Source organism: Solirubrobacter soli DSM 22325, from assembly GCF_000423665.1.
In the GTDB taxonomy this organism is placed as follows: Bacteria; Actinomycetota; Thermoleophilia; order Solirubrobacterales; family Solirubrobacteraceae; genus Solirubrobacter; species Solirubrobacter soli.
This window is the reverse complement of the sequence record NZ_AUIK01000001.1, coordinates 628,343-654,307: the sequence shown is the minus strand read 5'-3', so window position 1 is coordinate 654,307 and position 25,965 is coordinate 628,343. Positions and strand designations below refer to the sequence as shown.

Annotated in this window: 18 protein-coding genes; 13 read left to right on the top strand and 5 right to left on the bottom strand. The window is 70.7% G+C overall.

Annotation, left to right across the window (positions count from 1 at the left end):
• Nucleotides 1-23: 23 nt before the first annotated feature.
• Entirely contained in the window at nucleotides 24-1,982 is a 1,959-nt protein-coding gene (locus tag G569_RS64435; protein WP_028062309.1) for a S8 family serine peptidase, read from the top strand.
• The gene (locus G569_RS0102955) at nucleotides 1,979-2,722 is read left to right on the top strand and encodes a GDSL-type esterase/lipase family protein (RefSeq protein ID WP_028062308.1); all 744 of its coding nucleotides are present in this window, start codon (nucleotides 1,979-1,981) and stop codon (nucleotides 2,720-2,722) included. Before G569_RS64435 ends, G569_RS0102955 begins: the two co-directional genes overlap by 4 nt.
• On the opposite strand, the gene G569_RS0102950 is transcribed toward G569_RS0102955, so the two are convergent.
• The 3 genes from G569_RS0102950 to G569_RS57135 are packed head-to-tail and all read right to left on the bottom strand — an operon-like array spanning nucleotide 2,637 to nucleotide 5,803.
• The gene (locus G569_RS0102950) at nucleotides 2,637-3,287 is read right to left on the bottom strand and encodes a DUF3159 domain-containing protein (RefSeq protein WP_028062307.1); all 651 of its coding nucleotides are present in this window, start codon (nucleotides 3,285-3,287) and stop codon (nucleotides 2,637-2,639) included. The two genes, G569_RS0102955 and G569_RS0102950, sit on opposite strands and share 86 nt — an antisense overlap.
• Nucleotides 3,284-4,195: a class I SAM-dependent methyltransferase gene (locus G569_RS0102945; RefSeq protein WP_028062306.1), complete on the bottom strand. Its 912-nt coding sequence runs from the start codon at nucleotides 4,193-4,195 to the stop codon at nucleotides 3,284-3,286. Before G569_RS0102945 ends, G569_RS0102950 begins: the two co-directional genes overlap by 4 nt.
• 24 nt (nucleotides 4,196-4,219) lie before the next feature.
• Complete coding sequence (locus G569_RS57135; RefSeq protein WP_053225752.1) at nucleotides 4,220-5,803, bottom strand: S8 family serine peptidase; 1,584 nt, start codon at nucleotides 5,801-5,803, stop codon at nucleotides 4,220-4,222.
• Nucleotides 5,804-5,890: 87 nt separating this feature from the next.
• Here G569_RS57135 and G569_RS0102935 point away from each other — a divergent pair, with 87 nt between their 5' ends.
• A complete protein-coding gene (locus G569_RS0102935) occupies nucleotides 5,891-6,289 on the top strand; it encodes an MmcQ/YjbR family DNA-binding protein (RefSeq protein ID WP_053225751.1) in 399 nt (132 codons plus the stop codon).
• Between the two features lie 407 nt (nucleotides 6,290-6,696).
• Here G569_RS0102935 and G569_RS0102930 read toward each other — a convergent pair whose 3' ends face one another.
• Entirely contained in the window at nucleotides 6,697-7,911 is a 1,215-nt protein-coding gene (locus tag G569_RS0102930; RefSeq protein WP_028062304.1) for a 4-alpha-glucanotransferase, read from the bottom strand.
• A gap of 31 nt (nucleotides 7,912-7,942) precedes the next feature.
• On the opposite strand from G569_RS0102930, the gene G569_RS0102925 reads away from it, so the two are divergent.
• From G569_RS0102925 to G569_RS57130, 6 genes are read left to right on the top strand one after another with little or no spacing between them, the layout of a single operon-like run.
• Nucleotides 7,943-9,868, top strand: a complete 1,926-nt coding sequence (locus tag G569_RS0102925) for an alpha-1,4-glucan--maltose-1-phosphate maltosyltransferase (RefSeq protein WP_028062303.1) — start codon at nucleotides 7,943-7,945, stop codon at nucleotides 9,866-9,868.
• Entirely contained in the window at nucleotides 9,868-11,547 is a 1,680-nt protein-coding gene (gene treS / locus G569_RS45110) for a maltose alpha-D-glucosyltransferase (protein WP_053225750.1), read from the top strand. The genes G569_RS0102925 and treS overlap by 1 nt, the downstream gene beginning before the upstream one ends.
• Nucleotides 11,544-12,929 carry a maltokinase N-terminal cap-like domain-containing protein gene (locus G569_RS0102915; protein WP_028062302.1) on the top strand — a complete coding sequence of 462 codons (1,386 nt, stop codon included), beginning with the start codon at nucleotides 11,544-11,546 and terminating at the stop codon, nucleotides 12,927-12,929. The genes treS and G569_RS0102915 overlap by 4 nt, the downstream gene beginning before the upstream one ends.
• A 49-nt stretch (nucleotides 12,930-12,978) precedes the next feature.
• Entirely contained in the window at nucleotides 12,979-14,289 is a 1,311-nt protein-coding gene (locus G569_RS0102910) for a TolB-like translocation protein (protein WP_028062301.1), read from the top strand.
• 55 nt (nucleotides 14,290-14,344) lie between these two features.
• Complete coding sequence (glgB, locus tag G569_RS0102905) at nucleotides 14,345-16,522, top strand: 1,4-alpha-glucan branching protein GlgB (protein ID WP_028062300.1); 2,178 nt, start codon at nucleotides 14,345-14,347, stop codon at nucleotides 16,520-16,522.
• 39 nt (nucleotides 16,523-16,561) lie between these two features.
• Nucleotides 16,562-17,515 carry a GGDEF domain-containing protein gene (locus tag G569_RS57130; protein WP_028062299.1) on the top strand — a complete coding sequence of 318 codons (954 nt, stop codon included), beginning with the start codon at nucleotides 16,562-16,564 and terminating at the stop codon, nucleotides 17,513-17,515.
• 386 nt (nucleotides 17,516-17,901) lie between these two features.
• Here G569_RS57130 and G569_RS0102895 read toward each other — a convergent pair whose 3' ends face one another.
• Nucleotides 17,902-19,110 (bottom strand): fibronectin type III domain-containing protein, encoded by a 1,209-nt coding sequence (locus tag G569_RS0102895; protein ID WP_028062298.1) that lies wholly within the window; start codon nucleotides 19,108-19,110, stop codon nucleotides 17,902-17,904.
• 39 nt (nucleotides 19,111-19,149) lie between these two features.
• Between G569_RS0102895 and G569_RS0102890 the strand changes: the two genes are divergently transcribed.
• The 4 genes from G569_RS0102890 to G569_RS45100 all read left to right on the top strand — a co-directional run bounded on the left by G569_RS0102890 (nucleotide 19,150) and on the right by G569_RS45100 (nucleotide 25,939).
• Nucleotides 19,150-20,073, top strand: coding sequence for a nucleoside hydrolase (locus tag G569_RS0102890; protein WP_028062297.1), 924 nt, complete (start codon nucleotides 19,150-19,152; stop codon nucleotides 20,071-20,073).
• A 63-nt stretch (nucleotides 20,074-20,136) separates the two neighbouring features.
• Nucleotides 20,137-21,864, top strand: coding sequence for a malto-oligosyltrehalose trehalohydrolase (gene treZ, locus G569_RS0102885; RefSeq protein WP_211232894.1), 1,728 nt, complete (start codon nucleotides 20,137-20,139; stop codon nucleotides 21,862-21,864).
• Nucleotides 21,864-23,981 carry a glycogen debranching protein GlgX gene (gene glgX, locus G569_RS0102880; protein WP_037494236.1) on the top strand — a complete coding sequence of 706 codons (2,118 nt, stop codon included), beginning with the start codon at nucleotides 21,864-21,866 and terminating at the stop codon, nucleotides 23,979-23,981. Before treZ ends, glgX begins: the two co-directional genes overlap by 1 nt.
• Nucleotides 23,978-25,939 (top strand): alpha-amylase family glycosyl hydrolase, encoded by a 1,962-nt coding sequence (locus tag G569_RS45100; protein ID WP_028062294.1) that lies wholly within the window; start codon nucleotides 23,978-23,980, stop codon nucleotides 25,937-25,939. The genes glgX and G569_RS45100 overlap by 4 nt, the downstream gene beginning before the upstream one ends.
• Nucleotides 25,940-25,965: the final 26 nt, after the last annotated feature.

Genomic DNA, 25,965 nt, shown 5'->3' with positions numbered 1-25,965 from the left:
ACGAGATGCCCGATGATACGAGGGTGACGCACTCGCGCGTGGGGTTGGCGTGCGCGGTCGCGCTCCTGTGCGTGATCGGCTGCTCCGTGCCCGCGGCGGCGAATGCGGCCGAGGTGATCGTCCGCCGCGACCCCGGCCTGAGCGCCAACCAGCGGGCGGAGATCCGTGCCGACGCGGGCGTTCGGCACGACCGGACGCTCGACCTCGCCGACACCGAGGTCGTGACCGTTCCCGACGCCGAGCAGGCCCACGCCGTCGCGACGCTCAACGCCGATCCCGACGTGCGCTACGCGGTCCCCAACGTGCAACTGCGCGTCGCCTCCGACGACGACAAGCAGTCGATGCAGTGGTGGCTCGACAACGATCCGTCCAAGCTCGCCAAGATCGTGCTCGACCTCAATCCGATCCCGGACTCCGACATCGACGCCGTCGAGGCGTGGGACATCATGGAGGGCCAGGGCGTGACCGTCGGCGTGGCCGACCAGTCGGTCTACGCCGCGCACCCCGACCTCGCCGGCAACGTCGAGCCCGGCGAGGACTTCGTCACGGAGGGCTGCTCGGCCGGCGACCCGGTCGGATTCGCCGATCACGGCACCCAGGTCGCGGGGATCGTCGCCGCGTTGCGCGACAACGGCGGCATCGCCGGTGTCGCCCCGCTCGCCCACGTCAAGCCGCTGCGCGTGGCCGACAACTGCGGCGTCGCGAAGCTCTCCGCGGTCATCGACGCCTTCACCGCGGCCGGCCGCCAGCAGATCCCGGTCGTCACGGCCTCGTTCGGCACCGAGCCGGGCGTGCCCGACCCGGCGCTCAACCAGACGTTCGTGGACCTGTTCGACTCCTACCCGAACACGCTGTTCGTGGTCGCCGCCGGCAACGAGGGCGCCGACGTCGACCAGGAGCCGGTCTACCCGTGCTCGACCAAGCGCCCGGGCGCCGATCCCGACATCGCGAACCTGCTCTGCGTCGGCATGACCGACGTCAAGGACGACCCGGCCTGCTGGGGCAACGTGGGTCAGACGAGCGTGGACCTGTTCGCGCCCGGCGTCGCGATCTACTCGACGGTGCGTGGGTCCAACCCGTGGCTCAACGGCACGGGCACCTCGATGGCCGTGCCGATGGTGGCCGGCGCGGCCGCGATCGTGCTGTCGACGGACTCCCGGCTCGGGCCCGCGCAGATCGCCCAGAAGCTGCGCGACACCGTCGACTACAAGACGCCGCTGGAAGGGATCTCCGTGGCCGGGGGCCGTCTGAACGTGGCCCGCGCCGCCGACGCGCCCGGCCGCCTCGGGAGCGGCGGCGGGGAGTCCAAGACGTGGGTGTCGTGTGACCGCGACCACGACCACGTCCGCGACGACCGCGGGCAGGATCTGTGCCCCGACCAGCCCGGCACCATCGCGATGCGCGGCTGCCCCGACACCGACGGTGACGGGATCGCCGACTCCAGCGACAACTGCGCGACCGTCGCCAACGCCGACCAGGCCGACACCGACGGGGACCGCGTCGGCAACGCCTGCGACGCGAACCCGAGGGGGGACGATGCCGACGGCGACGGCATCCCATCGATGGACGATCGCTGCCCGACCGAGTTCGGCGCGCCGCCGGACGGCTGCCCGATCGTCGTCAAGCCGCCGGACACCCCTGAACCGACGCCCACGCCGACCGCGACGCCGACCGTCGTCCCCGACGCGGTGATCGTGTCGCTCTCGGCCAAGATCTCCAAGTGCCCGAAGGGCAAGCAGTGCAAGAAGACGGCCAAGGTCACCGTGAAGTTGTCGCGCCAGGGCAAGGTCGCGCTCAAGGTCGAGCGCCAGGAGCGCAAGAAGGGCCGTCTGGTGTGGAAGCGGATCAAGTCGCAGTCGCTGACCGCGAACGCGCGCGGCAAGACGGTGACCGTGCGCGGCAAGAGCGCGAAGACGACCTCGACGTACCGCGTGACGGCGACGTTCGCCGGCAAGGTCAAGGCCGTCAGCTTCAAGGTGTGACCCGGCTCGGGGTGCTCGCCTTCGGTGACTCGATCACCAACGGCGGCGGCGAGCTCCAGTGGGGCGTGGCGCTGCAGTCATGGGCGCTCTGGGTGGCGCGCGGGCTCGGGCTGCCGTTCACGACGTACGCCGTCGACGGGGCGCGGGCGGCCGACGTGCGCGGCGAGCAGGTGCCCGCGTTCCTGGCGCGGGCCGCGGACCCGGACGGCCGCTACGACCTCGGCTGCCTCTACGTGGGCGTCAACGACGTTCGCCGGCCGGATTGGGACCCGGCCGCGTTCGCGGCCGACCACGCGGCGATCCTCGACGTGCTCGCGGAGCGCTGCGACCGGCTGCTGCTGGTCACGCTCCCGCTCGACCTCGGCCGCCCGCGCGCGGCGGGCGCGGCCGCGGCGAACGCGGTGATCGAGGCCGCGGCGCGTGAGCGCGGCGCGCTGCTGTTGGACCTGCGCGACTTCGGCGCCCGCAACCTCGTGATGGTCGACCACGTGCATCCGACGGCGTTCGGGCAGGTGTGGATCGCCGAGCGGGCGCTGTCCGTGCTGGCCGCCGACGGGATGCGCGTGCGCGTCGCGCCGTCGACGCTGATCCGGCCGGCGATCGGGACCCGCAAGCAGCGCCTGCAAGGCGACTGGACCTACGTCTACCGCACGCTCAAGGAGCAGGGTCGGGTTCTTCGTGGTGCCGTGGGTCAGGCGCGCCGAGCTGCTGCAGCCGCAGCGGCACGAAGCGATAGCTGAGGAACATCCAGAGGCCGAAGAGCGGCCACCCGATCGCCACCGAGGCCGCCGCGAGCCAGCCGACGCGACCCGTGACGATCAGCACGCCGTAGAGCGCCGCCCGGAAGCCGAACAGCAACGCCCAGCCCAGCGTCAGCTCGGTCATCGCCCGCTTGACCGCCGGGAGCTCCCGCCAGCTCGCGTCGGCGCGGAACAGCGCCATCACCAGAAAGCCCGTGATCGGCTGGCGGATCACCGCGGAGCCCGCGAAGGCGATCGCGTATCCGGCCTGGATCAGCGCGCGCGGGACGAAGTACGTCTCCGCCTTGCCGGTCTTCCACGCGATCACGGCCGAGATCACGGTCACGAACAGGCCGCCGAGGACGTTGACGACCGTCTTCTTGCGCACGAGGCGCTCGATCGCCATCACGACGCCGAGCGCGATCGCCACGATCGCGGCGGTCTGCAGGCCCCAGATCGCGTAGACGACGACGAACGCGATCGGCCCCGTCCCGGTGTCCACCATCGCGCGCTTGTCGCGCAGGATGTCGACCGGGCTCGGCGGGTGCTCGGGCGGGGTCGTCACCCGGGCTTCCGGGCCGCGAGCATCAGGTTGTAGAAGATCCGCGGGGGCAGGCGCGGCTCGAGCAGCGCGCGGTCCACGCGCTGGAGCGCGATGTAGCCGTGATAGGCGTACTTGATCCAGCCCATCGGCACGTCCTTGGGCTCGGCGGTCGCCTCGAGCGTGCGGTTGAACCACCCGAACCAGTTCGCCAGCAGCTCCTCGCCGCGCACCTGGACGTCCACGAACCCCGCTGCGCGCGTGTGCGTCTCCAGATCGGAGGGGACGAACGCGTGCACGTCCACGACGGCCTCCAGCGCGTGCTCCTGCTCGTCCGAGGCGCCGTGGTGGGTGGGCGCGGGGCGGGCCTTGACCGCCTTGCGCCAGAGCGGCGCGACCTTGATCGCCGCGCGCTTCGGGTAGGCCGCGATGCGGTCGCCCGACCGGCTCGGCTCACCCGCGAAGAACAGCGTCCCGCCCGGCTTGAGCACCCGCATGAACTCGGCGAAGCAGGCGTCGAGGTCCGGCAGGTGGTGCAGCACGGCGTGGCCGAGGACGAGGTCGAAGCTCTCGTCGTCGAACGGGAGCTGCGAGGCGTCGCAGGCCGCGGTCTCGACGTTCAGGCCGAGCTGCTGCGCGTTGTGCTCGAGCGCCTGCAGCATCCCTGGCGAGATGTCCGTGCAGGTCGCCTCGCCGATCACGCCGGTCTGCAGGAGATTGAGGCTGAAGTAGCCGGTCCCGGAGCCGATCTCCAGCGAGCGCTCGAACGGTCCGGGCTTGGGCCCGAGCAGCTTGGCGATCTTGCCGAGCACCTGCTGGTGGCCGATCTCGCCGAACGAGATGCCCCATTTGGCGTCGTAGCTGTCGGCCGCCACGTCGTGGTAGCGACGGTTGACGTCGAGGATCTCGTGCTCGGTGGGCGGAGCGACCATTTGGCGCACATGAGCGTAGCCGCGTCAGGGCGTGGCTGACGCGGCGATCCAGCGCAGGATGCGGCCCAGCTCCTCCGGCGGGGCGCCGCGGGTGACGAAGCCGACCGTGGAGCTGCCCGCGAACGGCGTGAACACGAGGCCCGGTGGGTCGCTGGTCGTGAGCGGGCGGTCGACCAGGCCGGCGTCGACGATCCCGCGGGCGGCGTCGGCGAGCCCCATCTCCGTGCCGCCGCTGACGAGCTGGAAGTCCGTCGCGTGCGGGCGGTTGCGCAGCACCTCGGCGACCTCGGCGCCCGCTGTGCTCGAGCCGCTGAGCGCGATCACGTCCGGCGCGGGCGATGCGCCGCCGACGGGCGCGGTCGCCGACGCGATCCGGCCGCCGTTGGGGCCGAGGCCTTCGGCCAGCAGCGTGCGGCCCTTGAAGTTGCGCAGGATCAGCGTCTGCGGCGTGCGGGTGCCATTGAGGACGGAGACGACCTTGCCGTCGAGCCGCACGCGGATGAACCGGACGTTCTCGCTCTTGGCCAGCTGCGCGCGGATCACCCTGCCGCGCCGGCTCGACCCGAGGATCCGGACCTCCGGCCTGGCGCCGATGCCCGCCCGCCCGGCCAGGTCGGCGGCCGCCATCGCGGCCTGGACGGAGCCGAGCGCGTCGACGTAGCCGGGCTTGCCGGGCGTGGGCGGCTTCACCGCGTGCTCGAGCAACTCGCCGCGCAGCTCCTGCGCGGACAGGTTGGGCGCCACCGAGGCCATCAGCGCGGCGACCCCGGCGACGTGCGGCGCGGCCATCGAAGTGCCCGAGCGCGACTCGTAGCCGCCGTCGTTGGCGGTCGAGACGACGCCGTCGCCGGGAGCGGCGACGGGCACGGTGAGCGGGCCGAAGTTCGAGAACTGCGTGATCGCCTCGCCGCCGTCGGCGGGCGCCGTCGCGGCCACGCCGACCAGGTTGTCGGCGGGGATCGACACGGGGAACAGCGGGCGGCGGTCGATGTTGGCGCCCATGTTCCCGGCGGAGCAGACGATCAGGACGTTGGCCGCGGAGGCCGCCTTGACCGCCGCCCGGATGCGCGGGTCGTCGGCCGTGGTCTCGAGGCTGATGTTGATGATCCGCGCGCCGTTGGCGGCGGCGTAGCGGATGCCCTCGGCGAGCGCCTTCGTCGTCCCGGAGCCGCGCTCGTCGAGCACGCGGACGACCATCAGCTTCGCGTTGTAGGCGACGCCCACCACGCCTTTCCCGTTGCGCGCGGCCGCGATCGTCCCCGACACGTGCGTGCCGTGCCCCTGGGCGTCGTTGAGCGAGTGCTCACCGGTGAGGTCGACGCCGTGGACGTCGTCGACGTAGCCGTTGCCGTCGTCGTCGCGGTGGTTGCCCGGGATCTCCGCCGGGTTCGTCCACAGGTTCCCGCGCAGGTCGGGGTGGCTGAGCCGGACCCCGGAGTCGAGCACGGCGACCACCACGCCCTTGCCCTGCGAGAGCTGCCACGCGCCGGGAAGGTCGAGCACCGTCTGGGGCGAGGCCGCCCACTGCTCCTCGGCCGGCTGCGGGTCGGCGCGGGCCGGCGAGACGAACAGCATGAACGTCGCGAGCACCGCCAGGATGCGGCCCATTCAGGCGACGCTAAACCGGACGATGTTGCCCGCATCAAACCGCGGAACGGACGATCACGCTGACGCGCCGCGCGGCGCAATCAGGGAATGTCCGCGCGCGGACATGCAACACTCGTTGACGTGACCGAGCTCGACCGCGTGCGCGAGCTGTGCCTCGCGCTCCCGGAGGTGACCGAGCGCCCCAGCCACGGGTCCCCCGCCTGGTTCGTCCGCGGCAAGAAGACGTTCGTGATGTACCTCGACGACCACCACGGCGACGGCCGCCTCGCGATCTGGTGCGCCGCGCCGGCGGGGATGCAGGAGGCGCTCGTGGCGGGCGAGCCCGGTCACTACTTCCGCCCGCCCTACGTGGGCCACCGCGGCTGGCTCGGCGTCCACCTGAACCGCGGCCTGGACTGGAACGAGATCGCGGGGGCGATCGAGGACGCGTACGCCGAGGTCGCGCCGAAGACGCTCGTCGCGCAAGCACGCGCCGCCCGCGAGTAGTAGGGCCGCTCTTGTTGGAGCGGGCGCCGTGGTTCGAGTTACGGTCCACGGAGACCATGCGAGATCGGTTGCGATCACGTTCGTCGGCCACGGCGCTTCTCGATCGAAAGCGCACTGTTCGAGTTGGCGCGTTGGTGGGGGTGGGCGACGTGAGGGTCCTGTGCGGACCTCGATGTCGCCCACCCCCTCGGAGTGCCGATGGACGTTCCTCAGGCCGATCACGGCAGCCAGGAGCGGAATACCACGATCTGTAACTGTCGGTCTCCCTTGGACCCGGCCGCGAGCGACGAGGCGAGCATCGCGCGGTCGGCGGAGGGAGAGAGGGATGGTGCGCCGCGACCGCTCCCTCCCTCAGTGCTTGCCTTTCCGGCGCACGGAACCGTCGCACGCACCACGGCGCTGGCCCCCTAAGCGCGGCCCGCCTCCTCGGACGCCGCGCGCAGCCGCGCGGCGACATCGGCGGACGGCAGCGCGTCGAGCTTCCAGCCCCACGCGCCCACCGAGCCCGGCTGGTTCATCCGGCCTTCCTTGCCCAGGTTCAGGGCGTCCTGGATCTGGATCATCGCGATCACCGCGGGGGAGCGGAAGACGAGCCGGATCAGCGCCCAGTTGGGGTCGTCGGCGATGCCGTGGCGGGCGAGGCAGGCGTCCACGAGCGCGTGCTGGGCGGGGGTGATCGACTCGTACCAGCCGCGGATCGTGTCGCTGTCGTGGGTGCCCGTGTAGACGACCTGGTCGCGTGTGTTGTTCTCCGGGACGTGCACGGTGTGCTCCTCGCCCGGCGTGAAGCCGAACTGCAGCACGCTCATCCCCGGCAGGCCGAGCGATTCACGCAGGCGTGTGACCGGCGGCGTGATCACACCGAGGTCCTCGGCGATCAGCGGCAGCTCGCCGAGGGCATCGCGGGCGGCGTCGAACGGCGCGCGTCCCGGCCCGCGCTTCCACGCCCCCTCGAGCGCGTACTCGGCGTCGGCCGGCACCGCCCAATAGGCGACGAACGCCCGGAAGTGGTCGATCCGCGCGAGGTCGAAGAGCTCGAAGACCCGCTTGAAGCGCGCGATCCACCACGCGTAGCCCTGGCGGCGCAGCTCGCGCCAGTCATACAGCGGGTTGCCCCACAGCTGACCCTTGTCGGTGAAGGCGTCCGGCGGCACGCCCGCGACGGCGCCGGGCTTGAACAGCGCCGGGTGCGCGAGCTGGTCCGCGGAGCCGGGGGCGACGTAGATCGGGATGTCGCCGATCAGCTTCACCCCGCGCTCGTTCGCGTACGTCCGCAGCGCGGTCCACTCGCGGTCGAAGCGCACCTGGTCGTCGATCGCGTCCTCGCCCGCGAACGCGAGCCAGTCCTCGATCCACTCGCTCGCGCGGTCGCGGAACGCGATCCGTTCAGCCGCCGTGACCGGCGCGCCCGGCTCGCCGAGCAGCTTCGGCGAGGCCGCGAACGCGGACGCCGACTTGTAGGGGGAGTCGTGCTCGTCGGGCGGGCCGAGCGGGAGCATCTGCCACCAGGTCTGGCCGGCTGAGGCCAGCCAGTCGACCCACGCATAGGCGTCCGGACCGAGCCGTCCGGAGGGCAGCGACGTGGGGTGCAGTTGGACCCCGGATGTACGAGAGAGGTTCATGTGATCGACTTGTCGGATACTCCACGCCGAGATGCCCGCACCGAAGCGCAGCGAACCTCCGCGCCGGATCAGGATCGCAAAGCCGGCGCCAGTCCTCGACAACGGGCGCTATGCCGTCAAGCGCACCGTCGGCGACACCGTCGCCGTCTCCGCCGACATCTTCCGGGATGGACACGAGAAACTCCGCGCGGTGGTGAAGTACCGCGCGCCGGGCGGCACGCGCTGGCTCGAGAACGAGCTGCACACGGTCGACGCCCACATCAACGGCGTGCGCTGGGCGGGTGACTTCCACGTCGAGACCACCGGCCGGTGGGAGTTCACCTTCGAGGCGTGGACGGACCGCTGGGCCACCTACCACGACGAGTTGCGGCGCAAGGTCGAGGCCGATCTCGGGGAGGACCTGAGCGGCGAGATCTCGGAAGGGCTGGTCCTGCTCAAGCGGGCGGTCGACGCCGACGAGCACGGCTCGATCCGCCACGCGATCGACGTGCTCGACTCCAACGCCCCGATGCACGAGAAGTTCGACGTCGCGCTCGGGCCGGAGCTCTTCGACGCCATGGAGCGGGTGTATCCGCGTGAGGGCGCGACGACGCTCGACCCGCCGATCCCGCTCGAGGTGGACCGCGTCAAGGCCCGCTTCAGCGCCTGGTATGAGCTCTTCCCGCGCTCGTGGGGCGGCTTCAAGGCGGTCGAGGCGCGCGTCCCCGAGATCGCCGACCTCGGCTTCGACGTCCTCTACCTGCTGCCGTTCCACCCGATCGGGCGCAAGAACCGCAAGGGCCGCAACAACACCCTGACCGCCGGCCCGGACGATCCCGGCTCCCCGTACGCGATCGGCGCGGCCGAGGGCGGGCACCTGGACGTGCACCCGGAGCTCGGCACCCAGCAGGACGTGCGCGACCTGTGCGCGACCGCCCACGCCCACGGGATGGACGTCGCGCTCGACATCGCCCTCAACGCGTCCGCCGACCACCCGTGGCTGACCGAGCACCCGGAGTGGTTCCAGCAGCGCCCTGACGGGACGCTCAAGTACGCCGAGAACCCGCCCAAGCGCTACCAGGACATCTACAACTTCAACTGGGACACCGAGGACTGGGAGTCGCTCTGGCAGGCGTGGCTGGAGGTCTTCCTGCACTGGACCGACGCCGGGATCAAGTTCTACCGGGTCGACAACCCGCACACGAAGCCGTTCCCGTTCTGGGAGTTCATCATCCGCGAGGTGCACAAGGTCGACCGCGACGTGGTCTTCCTGGCCGAGGCGTTCACCCGCCGCGCGGTGATGCGCGAGCTGGCCAAGCTCGGCTTCACGCAGTCCTACACGTACTTCACGTGGAAGAACTCGCGCCACGAGATGATCGAGTACTTCGACGAGCTCGCCTGGGGCGAGGAGCGCGAGTACTTCCGGCCGAACTTCTTCCCCGTCACGCCGGACATCCTCCATGCGTATCTGCAGCACGGCGGGCCGCCGGCGTTCGTCTCCCGGCTCGTGCTGGCGACGACGCTGAGCCCGTCGTACGGCATCTACAGCGGGTTCGAGAACTTCGAGAACGTCCCGGTGCGCGAGGGCTCGGAGGAGTACATGAACTCCGAGAAGTACGAGGTCCGCCAGCGTGACCTCAACGGCCCGCTGCTGCCGATGATCCGGCGGCTGAACCAGATCCGCCACGAGAACCCGGCGCTGCAGCACCTCTCGGACGTGTTCTGGCTCGAGGCGGCCAACGACCAGATCCTCGCCTACGCGAAGATGATGCCGGGGAACACGATCATCTGCGCGGTCAACCTGGACCCGCACAACGCCCAGGTGGGCAGCGTCACGATCCCGGCCGCGCTCGGCACCGCGCCGGTGTTCGTGGTCGAGGACCAGATGACCGGGGCGCACTACGACTGGCGGATCGGCGCAAACTACGTGCGGTTGGATCCGCATGGCGAGCAGACCCACATCCTGAAGGTGCTCTAGTGGCGGCAGGCACGCGCAACGACCCGGGCCATTGGTTCGAGGCCCAGCCCCTCTGGTTCAAGACCGCGGTCTTCTACGAGATCCACACCCGCGCGTTCTTCGACGCCAACGGGGACGGCTCCGGCGACTTCCGCGGCCTGACCGAGAAGCTCGACTACCTGCAGTGGCTGGGCGTGGACTGCATCTGGCTGCTGCCGTTCTTCAAGTCCCCGCTGCGCGACGGCGGCTACGACATCGCGGACTTCTTCCAGATCCAGCCCGACTACGGGACCGTCGACGACGTCCGCGACTTCATCGAGGCCGCACACCAGCGCGGCATCCGCGTGATCGCCGACCTCGTCATGAACCACACGTCGAGCGATCACCCGTGGTTCCAGGAGGCCCGCTCCTCGCCGGAGAGCCCCAAGCGCGACTGGTACGTCTGGTCCGACACGCCGGACCGCTACACCGAGGCCCGGATCATCTTCACCGACACCGAGACCTCCAACTGGACCTGGGACGACCAGGCGGGCGCGTACTTCTGGCACCGCTTCTTCTCGCACCAGCCGGACCTCAACTTCGACAACCCCGAGGTCCAGGAGGCGATGCTCGAGGTCCTGCGCTTCTGGCTGGACCTCGGGATGGATGGCTTCCGGCTCGACGCCGTCCCGTACCTCTACGAGCGCGACGGGACCAACGGCGAGAACCTGCCGGAGACCCACGCGTATCTCAAGCGGGTGCGGGCGGAGATCGAGGCCAACTACCCGGACCGCGTGCTGCTGGCCGAGGCCAACCAGTGGCCGGCGGACGTCGTCGAGTACTTCGGCGACGGCGACGAGTGCCACATGGCGTTCCACTTCCCGGTGATGCCGCGCATGTTCATGGCGGTGCGCCGCGAGGAGGCCAACCCGATCTACGAGATCCTCGCCCAGACCCCCGACATCCCGGACAACTGCCAGTGGGGCCTGTTCCTGCGCAACCACGACGAGCTGACGCTCGAGATGGTCACCGACGAGGAGCGGGACTACATGTACGCCGAGTACGCCAAGGACCCGCGGATGAAGATCAACGTGGGCATCCGCCGGCGACTCGCGCCGCTGCTGGACGCGGGGCGCGACGAGATCGAGCTGCTGCACGCGATCCTCTTCAGCCTGCCCGGCTCGCCGGTCCTGTACTACGGCGACGAGATCATGATGGGCGACAACGTCTACCTCGGCGACCGCGACGGCGTGCGGACGCCGATGCAGTGGACGTCGGATCGCAACGGCGGGTTCTCGCGCGCCGACTTCGCCCAGCTCTACGCGCCACCGCTGATGGACCCGGTCTACGGCTTCCAGGCGGTCAACGTCGAGGCGCAGATGCGCACGCCCTACTCGCTGCTGCGCTGGCTGCGGCGGTTCATCTCGCTGCGCAAGGAGCACCCGGTCTTCGGCCTCGGCACGTATGAGCCGCAGAAGCCGTCCAACAGCCGGATCTTCGCCCACATCCGCACGTACGAGGGCGACGTGATGCTCTGCGTGCACAACCTCGCGCGCTCCGCGCAGGCCGTCGAGCTGGACCTCTCCGCGTACAAGGGCTACTCGCCCGTCGAGATCTTCGGGCGCTCGCGCTTCCCGCGCATCGGCGAGCTGCCGTACCTGCTCACGCTCGCACCGCGGGGTTTCTATTGGTTCCAGCTCGTGAAGGACGAGCCTGAATGATCGACCTCTCAACCCTCGACGAGCAGGCCCTCAACGACTGGATCGTCGCGCAGCGCTGGTTCGCGTCCAAGACGCGCGAGGTCTCACAGATCGAGATCGTCGACAGCGTGACCCTGCGCGAGGAGTCCCCGATGCTCCTGCTGTGCCTGGTCGAGGCGCGCTTCCCCACCGGCACGCACGAGACGTACCAGGTGCCGTTGGGGCTGCGTCCGGCCGAGGAGGGCTGGGACGAGCGGGTGATCGCCGAGGCCGACGGCTGGACCGTCTACGACGCCCTCGCCGACCCCGCCGCCGGGCGCGAGCTGCTGCACCGGATGCGCTCCAACAGCGAGTTCCAGGTCGGCCAGGACGAGTTCATCTTCCGCTGGGCGCCGAACGCGACCGCGGACACCGCCCCCGCCGCCCCCGTGGACGTGCGGCCCGTCGGCGTCGAGCAGTCCAACTCCTCGATCGTCTTCGGCGACGAGCTGATCCTGAAGGCGTTCCGCAAGATCGAGCCTGGCGTGAACCCGGAGCTCGAGCTGCTGCGCTTCCTTTCCGCGCATGGGTTCCCGCACATCGCCTCGCTGGCCGGGTGGTACGAGGTCGAGGGGCGCCTGATCGACGCCACGCTGGGCATCCTGCAGGAGTTCCTGCTCGGCTTCCGCGACGGGTGGGAGCTGGCGCTGGACGAGCTCGTCTCTGACCCCGAGGGGCTGCTCGACAAGCTCGCGGCGCTCGGCACGGTGATCGGCGAGCTGCACTCGGCGCTGGGCTCGGACAACTCCGACCCGGCGTTCTCGCCGGACGAGCCGTCGATGGAGGCGCTGGCGATCCTGACCGCCGACGTCGACGAGCAGATCGAGCGCGTCTTCCTCGACCTGCCGGAGACCGAGGCCTGCGCGCCGATCCGCGGCCGCGGCCAGGACGTGCGCGAGAAGCTCGCCGCCCTGTCGCACGTCAACGCGGGCGGCAAGGTCATCCGCACCCACGGCGACCTGCACCTCGGCCAGACGATGCTCGGCGACCGCGGCTGGGTGGTCCTCGACTTCGAGGGCGAGCCGGCGCGGCCGCTGCCGGAGCGGCGGCTGAAGCGCTCGCCGCTGCGCGACGTGGCCGGGATGCTGCGCTCGTTCTCCTACGTCACCGCGGGGGCGAAGCTGCTGCGCGGCATGGACGCACCGGATGGTTGGGAGGAACGCGCCCGCGAACGGTTCCTCGAGAAGTACTACGAAGCCGTGGACGGCTCGCTGCTCCCACCCGGCCAGCAGGCCACGGACCAGCTCTTAGCGGTGTTCGAGACCGAGAAGGCCGTGTACGAACTGCGCTACGAGCTCAACAACCGCCCCGACTGGGTGCCGATCCCCGTCGCGGGCATCGTCCGGCTGCTCGACGCGGACTAGGGGACTCCCTGATTTGAGACGTGGCGGTCCGGACGTACCGTCCGCCGCTATGAAGAAGGGATTCCTCGCGCTGGCCGTCTCGGCCGCTGTACTCGCCGCCCCCGCGGTCGCGAGCGCCGACTCGATCGTGTTTGTGAAGGACTACAACGTGTGGCTGGTGAGCCCGGACGGCTCCAAGCTCACGCAGGTGACCACGGACGGGTCGTATGAGCATCCGTACCTGTCGCCGTCGCAGGCGGACGATGGGACGATCGCCGTCTCCAAGGGCACGAAGATCGTGCGGCTGCGCCAGAACGGCGAGGTCATCAACGAGCTCGACCCGGCGCCGCTGATGGACTCGATCTCGCACCCGCTCGACGGAGTCCCTGTCGACGTCGCCATCTCGCCGGACGGGACAAAGATCGGGTACACGTTCGTCTCGTACTCGTGCCCGATCGGCGCGAGCTGCGGCGCGCGCTATGCCACGGGCTACACGGCGGCGGACCACCTGACCCCGCCGGAGCAGCTGTCGGGCAACCTCTTCACCCGCAATCCGTCGTGGGTGGGCAACACGCGGACGCTCTCGTCGGCCGGCTACCTGCACCAGGTCAACACGCACGACCTCGGGCCCGGCACCACCGACGTGCACTGGTTCGACGACCAGGACCTCGTGGGGCAGGCGAACAGCACGGACCTCGACGACGCCGAGCTCAACCGCCAGGGCGACATGCTCGCGGTCCTGCGCGGCTACGGCGCCGACACGCGGCTGCTCACGCTGAAGGTCGGCGCGGCGCCCCCGGCCGTCCCGACGATGATGTGCCTGACGAGCAAGGACGAGAAGTTCGGCGGCCCGTCGTGGGCGCCGGACGGCCGGCGGCTCGTGGTCGCCGACAGCTTCGGCCTGGAGATCGCGGGCGAGCATCCCGCGAGCGACGCGGACTGCGACAAGTGGGCGTGGAAGGAGTTCATCGCGGGTGGCTCGGAGCCCGACTGGGGCCCGGCCGACGTGAACCCGCAGCCGCGCGTCACGCCGACGCCCACTCCGACGCCGTCGCCGACGCCGACCCCGCCGCCCGCCGTCAAGCCGGCGCTGAGCGTCAACGGCGCCAAGCTCAAGGCCGCGCTCAAGAGCGGGCTCGTCGTGAAGGTCACGGGCGTGCCGGGCACGGTCAAGGTCACCGCGAGCATCTCGAAGTCCGTCGCGCGCAAGGCCAAGCTGGGCAAGAAGGCGATGACCGTCGCCTCCGGGAGCGCCAAGGCCGGCGCCGACGTGCGGCTGAAGTTCACGAAGCAGGCGGCGAAGCGGCTGGCCAAGCTGCGCAGCGTCACGTTGACGGTCAACGGCGGGGGCGTGTCGCGGACGGTGACGTTGAAAGCGTAGACTCGCCCGAAATTGGGCTTGCAAGTCCGCCGGACAGGGAAGGCATCGACCAGACATGAGTGACGCCGACCAACTGATCGCCCGCCAGCACGCAAACCCGCACGCCTACCTCGGGGCACATCCGGACAACGGGTCTGTGGTCATCCGCACGTTCCGCCCGGCGGCGGCGAAGGTCGAGCTCGTCGGCCCGGACGGAACCCACGAGACGCTCGAGCAGGTCCACCCGGGCGGCGTGTTCGAGGGTCACGTCAAGGGCGTGAAGCTGCCCTACGCGTACCAGCTCGAGGTCGACTACGGCGAGTCCGGCACGATCACGATCGACGACCCGTACCGCTTCCTGCCCACGATCGGCGAGCTCGACGTCCACCTGCTGGGCGAGGGGCGCCACGAGGAGTTGTGGGAGCGCCTGGGCGCCCACGTCCGCGAGGTCGACGGCGTCGTGGGCACGGCGTTCGCCGTCTGGGCACCGTCCGCGCGGGCGGTGTCCGTGGTCGGGGACTTCAACTACTGGGACGGGCGCATCCACCCGATGCGCTCGCTCGGCTCGTCCGGCATCTGGGAGCTGTTCCTGCCCGGTGTGGGCGAGGGCGCCCGGTACAAGTACGAGATCCTCGCCCAGGACGGCGAGATCCGCCTCAAGGCCGACCCGGTCGCGTTCGAGACCGAGCTCCCGCCCAAGACGGCGTCGGTCGTCAGCGCGGCCAAGCATGAGTGGGGCGACGCGGAATGGCTCGCCGAGCGGGCCAAATCGACGGCGCTGGACGGGCCGATGTCGATCTACGAGGTCCATCTCGGCTCCTGGCGGCTGAACCCGCTCGAGGGCAACCGCGCGCTCACCTACCTGGAGCTGGCGGACGAGCTGAGCGCCTACGCCAAGGACATGGGCTTCACCCACATCGAGCTGCTGCCGGTGATGGCGCACCCGTTCACGGGCTCGTGGGGCTACCAGGTGACGGGCTACTTCGCGCCGACGCCGCGGTTCGGCTCGGCCGACGACTTCCGCGAGTTCGTCGACCGCGTGCACCAGAACGGGATCGGCGTGATCCTCGACTGGGTTCCGGCGCACTTCCCGCGCGACGACTTCGCGCTGGCGCGCTTCGACGGCACCGCCCTGTACGAGCACGCGGACCCGCGCCGCGGCGCCCACCCGGACTGGGGGACGCTCGTCTTCAACTACGGGCGCCACGAGGTCCGCAACTTCCTGGTCTCCAACGCCCTGTTCTGGCTGCAGGAGTTCCACGCCGACGGCATCCGCGTCGACGCGGTCGCCTCGATGCTCTACCTCGACTACTCGCGCAACGAGGGCGAGTGGGTCCCGAACCAGTACGGCGGGAACGAGGATCTGGACGCGGTCGGGTTCCTGAAGGAGTTCAACGAGGTCATCCACGCCCGCGAGCCGGGCGTGATCTCGGCGGCCGAGGAGTCGACGGCCTGGCCGGGCGTCTCACGGCCCACGTACCTGGGCGGGCTCGGGTTCGGCTTCAAGTGGAACATGGGCTGGATGCACGACACGCTCGCGTACTTCGAGCACGATCCGATCTACCGGCGCTACCACCACCACGAGCTGACCTTCTCGCTGGTCTACGCGTTCACGGAGAACTTCATCCTGCCGCTCTCGCACGACGAGGTCGTGCACGGCAAGGGGTCGCTCTTGACCAAGATGCCGGGCGACCGCTGGCAGAAGCTCGCGAACCTGCGGGCGCTGTACGCCTACATGTGGGCGCACCCGGGCAAGAAGCTGCTCTTCATGGGCCAGGAGTTCGGCCAGGAGGCCGAGTGGAGCGAGAACCGCTCGCTGGACTGGCACCTGCTGGAGAACCCCGAGCACGCCGGCATCCAGTCGCTCGTGCGGGACCTGAACCGCGCCTACAAGGCCGAGCCGGCGCTGTGGGAGATGGACTTCGACGGCACCGGGTTCTGGTGGACCGAGGCCAACGCGGCCGACGACAACGTGGTCGCCTTCGCGCGCCGGACGCGCGACGCTGAGCGGGTGGCGCTGTTCGTCGGCAACTTCTCGCCCGCGGTGCGGACCAACTACCGGATCGGGCTCCCGCGCGGCGGGCGCTGGCGCGAGGCCGTCAACAGCGACGCGGCCTACTACGGCGGGTCCGGCGTGGGGAACATGGGCGGCTTCGAGGCCGAGGCGGTCGGCTGGCACGGCCAGTACTACTCCGCAGAGGTGACGCTCCCGCCGCTCGCGGCGCTGTGGCTGGTGCCTGAAGAAACCGACTGATCGGTCGATTCAGAGGAGGTGGAGTCGGAACGCCACCTCATGGGACCGGTTTCAGGCTGGCTCTGGCTGGCCGGAGCCGTCGTGGCCGTCGCCGGGCGGCTGCTGCCCGACGCCCCTTCGGACCACGACGCGTGGTTCTGGGGCCTCGTCGCGCTGACCGTCGTCTACTCCGTCGCCTGCGTCACGCGGACGATCCCGTGGGAGCGCGCGTCGATCGGCCGGCACGCGATCGCGGTCGTCCTCTTGCAGCCCCTGGTCTGCGCGGCGCTCTGGCTGACCGGCGGCGCGGACGCCTACATGGGCCCGATGCTCGTGCTGCCGATGCTCTACGTGGCCTACTTCTTCCCGCCGCACTACGCGTGGCCGCTCGCGGTGATGGAGATCGCCACCTACGCCTCGCCGCTCGTCACCTCACCGGGAGGAGCCCAGCACCTGCTCGTCGGGCGCACGATGGCCTACGCGGTCGCCTACGCCGGCCTCGTGGCCACGATCCAGTTCCTCAAGCGCCGCCTGGTCAACGCCGAGCGTCACCAGCACCGCATGGCCCGCGTCGACCCGCTGACCGGCCTGGCGAACCGCCGCGCCTTCGACGAGGCGCTCACGCATGCGCTGTCCACCGGCGAGCGCTTCACCCTCCTGCTCGCCGACGTCGACCACTTCAAGCAGATCAACGACCGCTTCGGCCACACCACCGGCGACCGCGTCCTGCGCGAGCTGGCGGCCCACACCTCCGCCGCCGTCCGCAGCGGCGACTGCCTCGCCCGCATCGGCGGCGACGAGCTCGCCCTGGTCGCCCCGGGCGCCGGCGCCGACGCCGCGAACCGCCTCGTGGGCGCGCTGCGCGACGCCGCCCTGAAGGTCGACGCGGGCGACGGCCCGCTCTCCCTCACCGTCTCCTACGCCGTCGCCCCGCAGGACGGCACCGACCGCTTCACCCTCATGCGCAGCCTCGACCGCGAGCTCCACGCTTTGAAGGACGCCCGCGCCGCGTGACGCCGCGGCATCGGTGGGCGCCGTGCCGTTTTGGGGCCGTACCGGTATTCGGGGAAAGGCAGCCAATGAGGGAGGGGGAGCGCTGCTGCGCCCCGGCCTGGTCGGTCGTGCCGCCGTCCGCCGCTGCGCCTGGCCGTGCTGACTCGCCGCGCCGTGCAGGGAGACCGTCAAGTTACGGTCCACGGAGACCGTGCGAGATCGATCGTGGTCACTTTCGCCGGTGGCGGCGCTTCTCGACCGAAACCGCACTGGTCGAGCTGGCGCGTTCGTGGGGGTGTTCTACGTTTCGCCCCCGTACAGGGACGAAACGTAGGCCACCCCCCTCGGAGTGCAGATGGACGTTCCTCAGGCCGAGCCCCGCCCACAGATGCCACGGCACCCGACGACTACCGCGCCGGCACCGTGATCGTCCGCGACGTCCCCGGCACGTTCGCCCCACCATTGCGCGCCAACACGACCACGCGGTAGTTCACCGCGCGCGAGCGACGCGAGATCGCCGAGATCCGGTAGCGGGAGCGGGTGACGTCCAACGCGGAGATCTTCCCCGACTTGACGAACCCCCACTTGCCACTCGCGGTCTGGCGCTGCAGGGAGACGCGGCCGTTGGGGACGGCGGGCCAGATCGCGCCCTCCAGGCGGACGCGCTTGCGCTTCAGGCGCTTGGACTTCAGGCCCACCTTGGCCGCGACGGAGGCGGTGGTGACCGGGCTGGTGACCGGCACGGCGGTGCGGGTCACGACGCGCAGGTGGGTGGTGACGACCAGGGCGCCGACGGTGAAGTTGAACGCGCCGCTCGCGTTGGCGTTCGTGCGAGCGATCTCGACGTACCCCGCGCTGTAGGGCCAGTCCTGCTTCTCCAACGCGACGGGCAGCGAGCCGGCGCCCGAGACGGAGCCGGTGATCGTCAGGCCGGTGCCCCAGATCGGGCGGATCGTCGACGGGGTGATCGCCACGGCGGTCGGGGCCTTCGAGGTCGTGAAGGTGCTGTTCGACGAGCGGGTGATGCCGGCGGCGCTCGTGGCGACGACGCGGAAGTTGTACCGGGTGCCTGGCTTGAGGCCGCCGATCGGCGCGGCCACGGCCACGTTCGCGCTCCCGGCGCCGATCGCCTGCTCGGGCGTCGAGGCGCCGTAGGAGGTGGATGTGCCGTATTCGAAGTGCACGGAGGTCGCCAGCGACTTCGGGTTCACGCTGGCGGTCAGGGTCGCGCCGCCCGCGTTCACCGCGGTCGCCCGGCGCGACGGGATCGTCGGCGCCGAGGCGGGTGCGCTCGTCTTGAAGGTCTTGTCGGCGCCGCGGGCGACGTCGGTGGCGTTGGTCGCGACCAGCCGGTAGTGGTAGGTCGTGTTGTTCGTGAGGCCCGGGAGCGTCGCCTTGGCGGCGACGTCAGCGGAGCCGGAGCCGGCGTCGACGGCGGGCGTGGTCAGCCCGTAGGACGACGACGTGCCGTACTCGAACTGGTACGTGGTGGCCTCGCCGCCCGGGTTCACCGTGCCCGTGACGGCCGCGGAGCCGGTGGTGATCGACTCGGCGCCGCCGGTGGTGGCGGTTGGCGCCGCCAGAGCGGCGGTGAGAAGGAGAGCGGCGATGTGCATGACAGCGTGAGAACACGTGACGCGCCAAGATGATGCGCAATGCCGAAGCCGGTGATCATCGACTGCGACCCGGGCCACGACGACGCGATGGCTCTCATGCTGGCAGTCGCGAGCCCAGAACTCGACCTCGTGGCGGTCACGACCGTCGCGGGCAACCAGACCCTCGACCGCGTCACGGCGAACGCGATCCGGGTCCTGGACGTCGTCGACGCCCAGCACATCCCCGTCGCCGCGGGCGCGGATCGGGGCCTGATCCACACCGCGAACTCCGCCAGCGACGTCCACGGCGAGACCGGGCTCGACGGCCCGGACCTGCCGCCTCCGTCACGCGAGCCGGAGCCGATCCACGCCGTCGAGCTGATGGCGCAAAAGCTCAGAGAGCAACGCCTGACGCTGATCCCGATCGGCCCGCTGACGAACATCGCGCTGCTGCTCGCCACCCACCCGGAGCTGAGCCCCCAGATCGAGCGGATCGTGATCATGGGCGGCGCGATCGGCCTCGGCAACGTCACCCCGAGCGCCGAGTTCAACGTCTGGGCCGACCCGGACGCCGCCTACCGCGTCTTCACGAGCGGCCTCGACATCACGATGGTCGGCCTCGACGTCACCCACCGGGCGATGCTCTCGGCGCAACGCGCCGACGCGCTCAGGGACAAGGGCCGCGCCGGCGCCGTCGTCGCCGACCTGCACGGGTTCTACCGCCAGTTCCACGAGCGGGTCTACGGCCACAGCGACACGCCGGTGCACGACGCGCTCGCGGTCGCCCACGTCATCCAGCCCGACGTGATCACGACGCAGCCCTTCCCCGTGGAGATCGACGTGACCCACGGCCCCGGGCGCGGCCGGACGGTGGTCGATCAGCTCCGCCGCACCGAGAAGCCGGACAACGCGCTCGTCGCCACCGACGTGGACGCCGACGCCTTCATCGACCTGCTGACCGAGCGCATCGCCTCCCTCGCGTGAGCGAGCCCGGCAACCGAATGCGAGGGACCAACCGTCCGGTTTCGGGCGTTCCGGGGTGGCGCCGTGGGTGAGTTCCCGTTCCAGCGCCGGCTGGGCGCGTTCCCGCTGCGCAACGGCCGCACGGAGTTCCGGGTCTGGGCGCCGAACCCGGACACCATCCGCCTGCGCGTCAACGGCACCGACCACGCGCTCGAAGACACGGGCTTCGGGATCTTCGAGGCCACGGTCGACGCGGGCGAGGGGGACGACTACACCTACGTCCTCGACGGGGTCGAGCTGCCGGACCCGTGCTCGCGCTGGCAGCCGCAGGGCCTGAGAGGACCATCCCGGATCGTGGATACGAGCGCCTTCGAGTGGACCGACGGCGAGTTCCGCGCGCCGAACCTCCCCGACAGCGTCATCTACGAGCTGCACGTCGGCACGTTCTCGCCCGAGGGGACCTTCGAGGGCGCGATCCCGTACCTCCGACAGCTCGCCGACCTCGGCGTGACGACGATCGAGCTGATGCCCGTCGCCGAGTTCCCCGGCGCGCGCGGCTGGGGCTACGACGGCGTCTACCAGAGCGCGACCCAGTCCTCCTACGGCGGGCCGCACGGCCTCAAGCAGCTCGTCGACGCCGCCCACGCGCTGAACCTCGCCGTGCTGCTCGACGTCGTCCACAACCACGTCGGCGCCTCCGGGACCAAGGCGCTGCTCGCCTACGGCCCCTACTTCACCGACAAGCACCACACGCCCTGGGGCGCCGGGTTGAACGTCGACGACGAGCAGTGCGACGCCGTGCGCGAGTGGGTGTGCCAGTCGGCCGAGGGCTGGGTGCGCGACTTTCACCTGGACGGCCTACGGCTGGACGCGATCCACGCGATCGTCGACTCGAGCCCCGAGCACCTGGTGGCCGAGATCGCCCGCCGCGTGCACGAGACGCGGCCGGGGGCGCTGGTCATCGCGGAGTCGGGGTTGAACGACCCGCGCGTCATGCGCGTGCCGGAGCTCGGCGGCCACGGCTGCGACGCCGCCTGGGCGGACGACTTCCATCACGCGCTGCGGACGCTCCTGACCGGCGACACCGACGGCTGGTACGCCGAGTTCGACTCGCTGCAGCTGCTGGGCAAGGCCTACCACCGCCCGCACGTCCACGACGGCACCTACTCGAACTTCCGCAAGCGCCGGTTCGGCGCCCGCGCGGATGACGTGCCGGCCGAGCGCTTCGTCGTCTTCTCCGCCGACCACGACCAGATCGGCAATCGCGCGCTGGGCGACCGGCTGCCGGTCGAGGCCCGCCCGCTCGCGGCCTTCTGCACGCTCCTGTCACCCTTCACGCCCATGCTGTTCCAGGGCGAGGAATACGGAGAGCGCGCGCCGTTTCAGTTCTTCTCCGATCACATCGACCCGGAGATCGCCGACGCGACCCGCGAGGGCCGCCGGCGCGAGTTCGCCTCCTTCGCCGAGTTCAGCGGCGCGGAGGTGCCCGATCCCCAGGACGAGGAGACCTTCCTGCGCTCCAAGCTCACCCGCACCGGCGAGCCCGACGGCATGCTCGAGCTGCACGCCGAGCTGATCCGCACCCGCCGCGAACTGCTGCCCCCGGGGGATGTGGACGCGGTCGACTTCGACGAGAAGCAGGGCTGGCTGGCCGTGCGCCGCGGCGAGTACACGCTGCTGGCCAACTTCGGCCGCACGCCGGTCCACGTGCCGCGCGAGCGCACCGAGGAGGTCGTCCTGGCCACCCACGAGCCGACGCTCGAGCCCGGCTTCGTCGTCCTGCCCGCGCTGGCCGGGGCGCTGGTGCGCTGATGGAGGTCTGGCCCGGCGCCCCCTTCCCGCTCGGCGCGACCTGGGACGGGGAGGGCACCAACTTCTCGATCTTCTCCGAGCACGCCACCAAGGTCGAGCTGTGCCTGTTCGACGGCTCCGACGACGACGAGACGTGCATCGAGATGACCGAGCGCACGTCGCTGAACTGGCACTGCTACCTGCCCGGGGTGCACGCCGGCCAGCGCTACGGCTTCCGCGTCCACGGCCCGTACAACCCGCAGACCGGTCACCGGTTCAACCCCGCCAAGCTGCTGCTGGACCCGTACGCGAAGTCGATCGACGGCCCGATCCTGTTCGAGGAGGCCAACGTCCACCCGTACATCCCGGTGGGCGGCGAGGACGACGACCTGACGCCGGACGACTCCGACGACGCCGCCGCGATCCCGAAGTGCGTCGTGATCGACCCGCGCTTCGACTGGCAGGACGACCGCCCGCCGAACACGCCGCTCGCCGACAGCGTCATCTACGAGACCCATGTCAAGGGCTTCACGATGCAGCACCCCGACGTGCGCGAGGACCTGCGCGGCACGTACGCGGGGCTGGCGAGCGACGCGGCCGTCGGCTATCTGAAGGAGCTCGGCGTCACCGCGATCGAGCTGCTGCCGGTCCACCACATCGCCGACGAGGCGTTCCTCGCCGACCGCGGGCTGACCAACTACTGGGGCTACAGCACGATCGGCTTCCTCGCCCCGCACTCGCCCTACGCCGCCACCGGCAAGGCCGGCCAGGAGGTGCGCGAGTTCAAGGGCATGGTCAAGGCGCTGCACAAGGCGGGGATCGAGGTGATCCTCGACGTGGTCTACAACCACACCGCCGAGGGCAACCACCTCGGGCCGATGCTCTCCTTCCGCGGCGTCGACAACCAGTCCTACTACCGCCTCGTCCCGGACGACCCGCGCCACTACATGGACTACACGGGCACGGGCAACACGCTCAACGTCATGCACCCGAGCGTCCTGCGGCTGATCATGGACTCGCTGCGCTACTGGGTGATCGACTGCCACGTCGACGGGTTCCGCTTCGACCTCGCTTCGGCCCTGGCCCGAGAGCTGTATGACGTCGACCGCCTGAGCGCGTTCTTCGACGTCATCCACCAGGACCCGATCCTGTCCCAGGTGAAGCTGATCGCGGAGCCGTGGGACGTCGGCCCGGGCGGCTACCAGGTCGGCAACTTCCCCGTGCTGTGGTCGGAGTGGAACGGCATCTACCGCGACACGATGCGCGACTTCTGGCGCGGTGAGGCCCACGTGGGCGAGTTCGCCCAGCGCCTGGCGGGCTCGAGCGACCTCTACCAGGACGACGGGCGCCACCCGTTCGCCTCGATCAACTTCATCACCGCCCACGACGGCTTCACCCTGCGCGACCTCGTCTCGTACAACTCCAAGCACAACGAGGCCAACAAGGAGGACAACCGCGACGGGACCGACGACAACCGGTCCTGGAACTGCGGCGAGGAAGGCCCGAGCGACGACCCAGAGATCGAGAAGCTGCGCTGCCGCCAGCAGCGGAACTTCCTGGCCACGCTGCTGCTCTCCCAGGGCACGCCGATGCTCCTGGGCGGCGACGAGTTCGGCCGCACCCAGGGCGGCAACAACAACGGCTGGTGCCAGGACTCCGAGGTCTCCTGGTTCGACTGGACGCTGCTGGAGGCCAACCAGGACCTCTTCCAGTTCAGCCGCAAGCTGATCGCCCTGCGCCGCGCGCACGCGGTCTTCCGGCGCCGCCAGTTCCTCTTCGGCCGCGAGGTCGAGGGCTCAGGCCTCCCCGACGCGGCGTGGTTCAGCATGGACGGCGAGCGGATGCGCGACGAGGACTGGGGCGGCTCGCCCCCGGTCGTCGGCGTCTTCCTCAACGGCGAGGAGATCGCCTCCCCTGACTCGCGCGGGCGCCAGGTGCTCGACGAGTCGTTCCTGCTGCTGTTCAACGGCCACCACGAGGACCACGAGTTCACGCTGCCGGAGGCGGCGTTCGGCGAACATTGGACGCTGGTGTTCAACACAGCCGAAGATGACGCCGAGGAGGTCGACATCGCCGCCGGCGAGACGGTCGACCTGGTCCACCACTCGCTGGTGCTGCTGCGCCGCGTCTCGGAATGACCGACTTCCGGGCGACGTACCGGCTGCAGCTCGGTCCCGGGTTCGGCTTCGCCGAGGCGGCCGCGCTCGTCCCGTACCTGGCCCGGCTGGGCGTGTCGCACGTCTACCTCCCGCCGTCCTTTCAGGCGCGCGAGGGGTCCACGCACGGCTACGACGTCGTCGACCCGTCGTCGATCTCCCGCGAGCTCGGCGGTCAGGAGGCCTTCGACGCGCTGGTGGCGGCCGTGCGCGAGGCCGGTATGGGGATCGTGCTCGACATCGTCCCCAACCACATGGCGACCGACCCCGCCAACCGCTTCTGGGCGGACCGCGCGCTGCGGACCAAGTTCTTCGACATCGACGAGGTCACGGGGCGGCATCGCCGGTTCTTCGACGTCGACGAGTTGGCCGCGCTGCGCCAGGAGGATCCGGAGGTCTTCGCAGCGACGCATTCGCTCGCGCTGCGGCTGGTGAGCGAGGGCGTCGTCGACGGGCTGCGGATCGACCACCCCGACGGTCTCGCCGACCCGGCGGGCTACCTCGCACGGCTGCGCGACGGCGGCGTCGAGCACGTGTGGGTGGAGAAGATCCTCGACCCCGGCGAGCCGCTGCGCGACTGGCCGGTCGAGGGAACGGTCGGCTACGAGTTCCTCAACGACGTCTGCGCGCTGTTCGTCGACCCCTCCGGCGAGGCGCCGCTGACCGATCTGTGGGTCGAGATCTCGGGCGACGACCGGCGCTTCGGCGACTGGGCGTTCGAGGCCAAGCTCGAGCAGGCGCGGACGACGTTCGCGCCCGAGGTCGAGCGGCTGCTCCGCGACGCCCCGTCGCGGGTGACCGGCCTGGAGCGCGCGCTGGCGTCGTTCCCGGTCTACCGCACCTACGTCGAGCCGTGGACGGGCCGCGTCGAGGCCGAGGACCGTCGCGCGATCGAGGAGGCCGGGCTCTCGACGTCGATGGCCCGGGTGCTCGAGCTCGAGACGCCCGGCTGGGACGCGTTCGTCACCCGCTTCCAGCAGACGACGCCGCCGGTGATGGCCAAGGGCGTCGAGGACACGGCGTTCTACCGCTATGCGCGGCTGCTCGCTTTGAACGACGTGGGCGGGAACCCGTCCCGCTTCTCGATGAGCGTGGACGCCTTCCACGCCGCCAACGCCGCGCGACCGCCGAAGAACCTGCTCGTCACCCAGACCCACGACACCAAGCGCTCGGGTGACGTCCGCGCCCGGATCGGCGCGCTGGCGGGGATGGCGGACGAGTTCGCGGCGCACACCAGGACGTGGCTGAACGCCTGCCGCTCGCTGACCGCCGGCGGCGCGCCGACGCCCGCCGAGCAGCACTTCATCTTCCAGACGCTGCTCGGTGTCTGGCCGATCTCACCCGAGCGGCTCGAGCAGTACCTGATGAAGGCGATGCGCGAGGCCAAGCAGCACACGACGTGGATCGCCGTGAACGAGGCGCACGAGGAAGCCGTCCAGCGCTTCGCCCGCGCCCTGCTCACCCACCGCGACTTCCTGCGCGACTTCCTGCCGTTCCAGGAGCGCGTCGCCGAGGCCGGCGACCGCGCGGCGCTCGGCCAGCTCCTGCTCAAGCTGACCGTCCCGGGCGTGCCGGACATCTACCAGGGCGACGAGCTGCTGCGCCTCTCGCTCGTCGACCCGGACAACCGGCGCGAGGTCGACTGGGACGAGCGCCGGGCGGCGCTGGAGGACCCGCCGCCGAAGCTGGACCTGATCCTGCGCGCTCTGGGCCTGCGGGCCGAGCGTCCGGAGGTCTTCGCCGGCTCGTACGCGCCGTTGGCGGCGGGGCCGGACGCGATCGCGTTCGTGCGCGGCGAGGCGGTCGTGGCGGGGGTGCTGCTGCGCGGCGAGCCGGTCGCGCTGACGTTGCCGCCGGGCGACTGGCGCGACGTGCTGGGCGAGCGCACCGTCTCCGGCACGCTCACCCTCGACGGGCTCGCCCTACTGTCGCGTCTCTAGCCGCGCTCCTAGACTCAGTTGCGATG

Bases quoted from the DNA above. Each gene is read 5' to 3' on its own strand.
- G569_RS0102945 (WP_028062306.1), bottom strand. From the start codon at position 4,195: ATGGTCGCTCCGCCCACCGAGCACGAGATCCTCGACGTCAACCGTCGC.
- G569_RS57135 (WP_053225752.1), bottom strand. From the start codon at position 5,803: ATGGGCCGCATCCTGGCGGTGCTCGCGACGTTCATGCTGTTCGTCTCG.
- G569_RS0102935 (WP_053225751.1), top strand. From the start codon at position 5,891: ATGTCCGCGCGCGGACATGCAACACTCGTTGACGTGACCGAGCTCGAC.
- G569_RS0102930 (WP_028062304.1), bottom strand. From the start codon at position 7,911: ATGAACCTCTCTCGTACATCCGGGGTCCAACTGCACCCCACGTCGCTG.
- G569_RS0102925 (WP_028062303.1), top strand. From the start codon at position 7,943: ATGCCCGCACCGAAGCGCAGCGAACCTCCGCGCCGGATCAGGATCGCA.
- G569_RS0102915 (WP_028062302.1), top strand. From the start codon at position 11,544: ATGATCGACCTCTCAACCCTCGACGAGCAGGCCCTCAACGACTGGATC.
- G569_RS0102910 (WP_028062301.1), top strand. From the start codon at position 12,979: ATGAAGAAGGGATTCCTCGCGCTGGCCGTCTCGGCCGCTGTACTCGCC.
- glgB (WP_028062300.1), top strand. From the start codon at position 14,345: ATGAGTGACGCCGACCAACTGATCGCCCGCCAGCACGCAAACCCGCAC.
- G569_RS57130 (WP_028062299.1), top strand. From the start codon at position 16,562: ATGGGACCGGTTTCAGGCTGGCTCTGGCTGGCCGGAGCCGTCGTGGCC.
- G569_RS0102895 (WP_028062298.1), bottom strand. From the start codon at position 19,110: ATGCACATCGCCGCTCTCCTTCTCACCGCCGCTCTGGCGGCGCCAACC.
- G569_RS0102890 (WP_028062297.1), top strand. From the start codon at position 19,150: ATGCCGAAGCCGGTGATCATCGACTGCGACCCGGGCCACGACGACGCG.
- glgX (WP_037494236.1), top strand. From the start codon at position 21,864: ATGGAGGTCTGGCCCGGCGCCCCCTTCCCGCTCGGCGCGACCTGGGAC.
- G569_RS45100 (WP_028062294.1), top strand. From the start codon at position 23,978: ATGACCGACTTCCGGGCGACGTACCGGCTGCAGCTCGGTCCCGGGTTC.